The organism is Streptomyces sp. NPDC006516 (genome assembly GCF_040611875.1).
GTDB lineage: Bacteria > Actinomycetota > Actinomycetes > Streptomycetales > Streptomycetaceae > Streptomyces.
Map to the genome: position 1 here is coordinate 1 of NZ_JBEXPD010000031.1, position 5,231 is coordinate 5,231.

The following is a 5,231-nucleotide window of genomic DNA, read 5'->3' on the forward strand; positions in this document are numbered from 1 at the left end:
CGCGGCACCAACACCGAACCACCACGCAACGCCAGCTCAGGCTCACCCGTCCCCAGCGCCGCAGACAGCACGGCAGCCGACGCATCGGCACCGTCCCAGTCCACCAGCACGAACCGGCCAGGGTTCTCCGCCTCAGCAGCCCGCACCAGACCCCACAAGGGGGCCTGGGTCAGTGAGGCTGCGGCCTGGGGGTCGGTCACCCCGCCGGGCGGTGCGGTGGCCGCACCACGGGTGACCACGACCAGCTGGGACAAGGCGAAGCGCTCGTCCGCGAGCCATTGCTGGACGGTGGTGAGCAGCCAGTTGGCCGTGGAGCGGACCGCGTCCGGCAGCGCTTGGCCGTCGCTGAGGTCGGGCACCGGGCAGAGCACCTGTTCCGGCGCCGGGGTGCCGTCGTCCAGAGCGGCCTGAAGCGCCGTCAGGTCCGCGTATTCGGTGACCGCTCCGGCCGAAGGCGGAGTGGCGCCCAGGGAGGCCGGCACGGGTGCCGCGGTCGCCCCGTTCAGGGGCAGGCCGAGAGACAGTGGCTTCCAGTCGATGCGACGGAGCGCGTCGGACCGCCCACCGGAGCCGTCCAGCTGGGCGGCGGAGACCGGCAGCGAGACGAGCGACTCGACGGTCGCCACAGGGCGTCCGGAGGCGTCGGCCACCCGGAGAGCCGAGAGTTCGTCGCCGCGCAGTCGGCGCAGGTGGACGCGCAGTTCGGTGGCTCCGGAAGCGTGGAGAGTGACGCCGTTCCAGGAGAACGGCAGCAAGGTGGCGCCGTCCGCACCGCCCTGCTCGTCCAGCAGGTCGGCGTGCATCGCCGCGTCCAGCAGCGCGGGGTGCAGACCGAAGCGGCCGGCTTCGGCACCCGCGCCCTCGGGCAGCGTGACCTCTGCGTAGACGTCGTCGCCGTCGCGCCAGGCGGCCTTCAGCCCCTGGAAGACCGGACCGTAGCCGTAGCCGCGTCCGACGAGGCGCTCGTATGCACCCTCCACGGGTATCGGCTCGGCGCCGGGCGGCGGCCACTGCACCAGGTCGAAGTCCGGCACGGCAGGCGCGGCAGTGAGCACACCGGTGGCGTGCAACGTCCACTCGTGGGGTGCCGCCCCCTCCGGTCGGGAGTGGACGGTGACGGTACGGGCGCCCGCGAGGTCGTCCGTGTCCGCACCCGCGGCACTGCCCGTCCCGCCGACAGTGACGCGCAGGTCGGTGGCGCCGCGGCGCGGAATGATCAGCGGGGCCTGGAGAGTGAGCTCGTCGACACGGCCGTAGCCGAGCTCGTCACCGGCGCGTACGGCCAGTTCGACGAAGCCCGTCCCGGGGAGCAGGAGGCTTCCGAGCACCTCGTGGTCGGCCAGCCAGGGATGCGTAGCGGCGGCAAGGCGACCGGTGAGGATCACACCGTCGGAGTCCGGCACGACCACCGCGGCACTGAGCAGCGGGTGGCTCACCGGTTCCAGCCCCGCGCCCCCGACGCCCGCCGCCGTGCTGACGGTGGCGTTCAGCCAGTAGCGCTTGCGCTGGAAGGCGTACGTGGGAAGGTCGACAACCCCGGAAACCGGGCCGTAGGCGGCGAACAGGGCCTCCCAGTCGAGCCGGGCGCCGTGGGCGGTGGCACGGCCGAGACCGAGGAACAGCTCCCGGGCTTCGGGGCGTTCGCGACGGACCAGCGAGGTGAAGACCGCGGCATCGTCAGCATCATTCGCATCGCTGAGGGCGTTCTGCGCCATCGCGGTGAGCACGGCGTCAGGGCCGACCTCCAGGAACACGGAGACCCCAGCGGCCGACAGCGCACGCACACCATCGCCGAAGCGCACCGCCTCACGGACATGGCGCACCCAGTACTCGGGGGTGCGCAGGTCGTCTGCGGCCGACAGCTCGCCGGTGAGGTTGGAGACCACCGGAATACGGGCCTCGCCGAACGTCACACTCTGGGCGACGGTACGGAACTCGTTGAGCATCGGCTCCATCAGCGGCGAGTGGAACGCGTGCGAAACCCGCAGGCGGCTCGTCTTACGACCCTCCGCCTCGAACCGGGCCGCAACCTCCAGCACGTCCGCTTCCGCGCCGGAGATGACCACCGCGTCCGGACCGTTCACCGCAGCGATACTCACACCGTCCGAGGTCAGATACGGAAGGACCTCGTCCTCCGACGCCCGCACAGCGACCATCGCACCACCATCCGGCAGCGCCTGCATCAACCGCGCCCGCGCAGCCACCAACCGCGCCGCATCCGCCAGCGACAGCACACCCGACACATGCGCAGCCGTCAGCTCACCCACCGAATGCCCGGCCAAGAAGTCCGGGCGCACACCCCACGACTCCAGCAACCGGAACAACGCCGTCTCGAACGCGAACAACGCCGGCTGAGTGAACTCCGTCCGCTCCAGAACCCCCGCATCCTCACCCCACACCACATCCCGCAACGGTGTGGGCAGGTGACCGTCCAGCTCCGCGACCACCGCATCAAAGGCCTCGGCGAACACCGGGAAGGACACATGAAGCTCACGCCCCATCCCCACCCGCTGCGCACCCTGACCCGTGAACAAGAACGCCGTCTTACCCGCGCGCACAGCGCCCACGGCAACACCACTCGTGCCCCCCGCCGCAAGCGTCCGCAGCCCCTCGGCCAGCTCGGCCTTGGTGCCGCCCACGACCACAGCTCGGTGGTCCAGGGCGGCGCGGCCTGTGGCGAGGGTGCGGCCGGCGGGGGCGAGCTCGTCGTCCCGCAGCCCGTCGAGGTGCCTGAGCAGGCGTTTTGCCTGGGCGCTCAGGGCCTGCGGGGATGTGCCGGAGAGGGTCCAGGGCAGGACGGGCGGTGCGGAGGCGGTCGTCGTGGCGGGGGCCGGTGCGGCGCTGAGCGGCGCCTGTTCGACGATCACGTGGGCGTTGGTGCCGCTGATGCCGAAGGACGAGACGGCGGCACGTCGGAGACGCCCTGTCACCGGCCACTCGCGCGCCTCGGTCAGCAGCTCCACGGCGCCTTCCGACCAGTCCACCTCGTCGGAGGGCCGGTCGACGTGGAGGGTCTTGGGCAGCTGGCCGTGGCGCATGGCCATGACCATCTTGATGATTCCGGCGACGCCCGCTGCTGCCTGGGTGTGGCCCACGTTGGACTTGACGGAGCCCAGCCACAGCGGCTCGGCGTCGTCCGGGCGCTCCTGCCCGTAGACGGCCAGGAGCGACTGTGCCTCGATCGGGTCGCCGAGCGTGGTGCCGGTTCCGTGGCCGTCCACCGCGTCGATCTCGGACGGGGTGAGCCGGGCGTCGTGCAGGGCACGCTGGATGACGCGCTGCTGGGAGGGGCCGTTGGGGGCCGTGAGTCCGTTGCTCGCACCGTCCTGGTTGACGGCCGAGCCGCGCACCACCGCCAGCACCGGGTGACCGTTGCGCCGGGCGTCCGACAGCCGCTCCAGGAGCAGGAGGCCCGCGCCTTCGCCCCAGCCGGTTCCGTCAGCCGCGGCCGAGAAGGACTTGCAGCGGCCGTCGGATGCGAGCCCGCGCTGCCGGTTCATGTCGATGAAGGTGTCGGGGGTCGACATCACGGTGACGCCGCCGGCCAGGGCGAGGGAGCACTCGCCGCGGCGCAGCCCCTGGAGGGCCCAGTGCAGGGCGACGAGGGAGGAGGAGCAGGCGGTGTCCACGGTGACGGCCGGGCCTTCGAGGCCCAGGGCGTAGGCGACACGGCCGGACACGACACTCGCGAGGCCGCCGTTGCCGAGGTATCCCGCGACGTCCTCGGGGACGTCGGTGAGGCGGGTGCTCCAGTCGTGGTACATGACGCCGGCGAAGACGCCGGTGTCCGAGCCCCGCTTGCTGTGCGGATCGATGCCCGCCCGTTCGAAGGCCTCCCAGGCCGTCTCCAGCAGCAGTCGCTGCTGGGGGTCCATGGCCTGGGCCTCGCGGGGGCTGATCCCGAAGAACTCGGGATCGAAGTCCGCCGCGTCATACAGGAATCCGCCCTCGCGGGTGGAGGACTTCCCGGACGTGCCGGGCTCGGGGTCGTACAGGCCGTCGATGTCCCAGCCACGGTCGTCGGGGAAGAAGGAGACCCCGTCGCGGCCCTCGGAGACGAGGCTCCAGAGCTCTTCCGGTGAAGTGACTCCACCGGGGAAGCGGCAGGCCATGCTGACGATGGCGATCGGCTCGTCGGCGGGGGTACGGGGCGCGACCGGGGCCTTGGGGGCAGCGGTTTCGACGGCGAGCAGCTTGCTGCTGATGTGTTCGGCGAGACCGCGCGGTGTGGGGTAGTCGAAGATCAGGGTGGCCGGCAGGCGCAGGCCCGTGGCGGAGTTGAGGCGGTTACGGAGTTCGACGGCGCCAAGGGAGTCGAAGCCGATGTCGCTGAACGCGCGCTGCGGGCTGATCGCGTCGGCGTCGCTGTGGCGGAGTACGCCCGCGACGTGGGTACGGACGAGGCCGAGCACCGCATCGGCGCGGTCGGGGGCGGGGAGCGTCGCCAGGTGCTGGGCGAGGGTCTGCTCGACGGGGACGGCGCCGGGCCCGCTGTCGGCCGGCGTACGGCGGGCGGGGGTGCGGACGAGGCCTCGGAGTACGGCGGGGAGGGAGTCTCCCCTGCGCTGGAGCGCCCTCGTGTCGATGCGTACGGGCACCACGGAGACGGCGGTCCCGTCGCTCACCGCGGTGTCGAGCAGCGCGAGGTTCTCCTCCGCGCTCAGAGGGGTGAGGCCGAGGTCGGCGATGCGCTGGACGGAGGCGTGGTCGAGGCCGGCGCCCATGCCGTGGTCTCCGGTCCACAGGCCCCAGTTGAGCGCGGTCGCGGGCAGCCCGGCGGCGCTCCGGTGGACGGCGAGCGCGTCCAGGAACACGTTGGCCGCCGCGTAGTTGCCCTGTCCCGCGGCGTCGAGGAACGCGGCGGTCGACGAGAACAGCACGAATTGCTTCAGGTCCAGGGCGCGGGTCAGTTCGTGCAGGTGCCAGGCGCCGTCGGCCTTCGGTCGCAGCACGGCGTCCAGTCGCTCGGCCGTGAGGGACTCGGTGAGACCGTCGTCGAGGAGCGCGGCGAGGTGGACGACGCCGGTGAGGGGGTGGTCGGCGTCGATGCCGGCGAGCAGCGCGCCGAGCGCGTCCCTGTCCCCCGTGTCACACGCAGCGACCGTGACGACAACACCCGACTCCCGCAACTCGGCAGCCAGCTCGACCGCACCCGGAGCCTCAGCACCACGACGACTCGTCAGCAACAGACTGCGCACACCATGCTCAGCCACCAGATGACGCGCCACCAG

Annotated in this window: 1 protein-coding gene; it reads right to left on the reverse strand. The window is 72.1% G+C overall.

All coding sequences use genetic code 11. The features are described 5' to 3' along the window. A partial coding sequence (locus ABZY45_RS34980) for a beta-ketoacyl synthase N-terminal-like domain-containing protein (RefSeq protein WP_356746293.1) occupies positions 1 to 5,186 on the reverse strand: 5,186 nt, incomplete at its 3' end. Positions 5,187 to 5,231 lie beyond the last annotated feature (45 nt).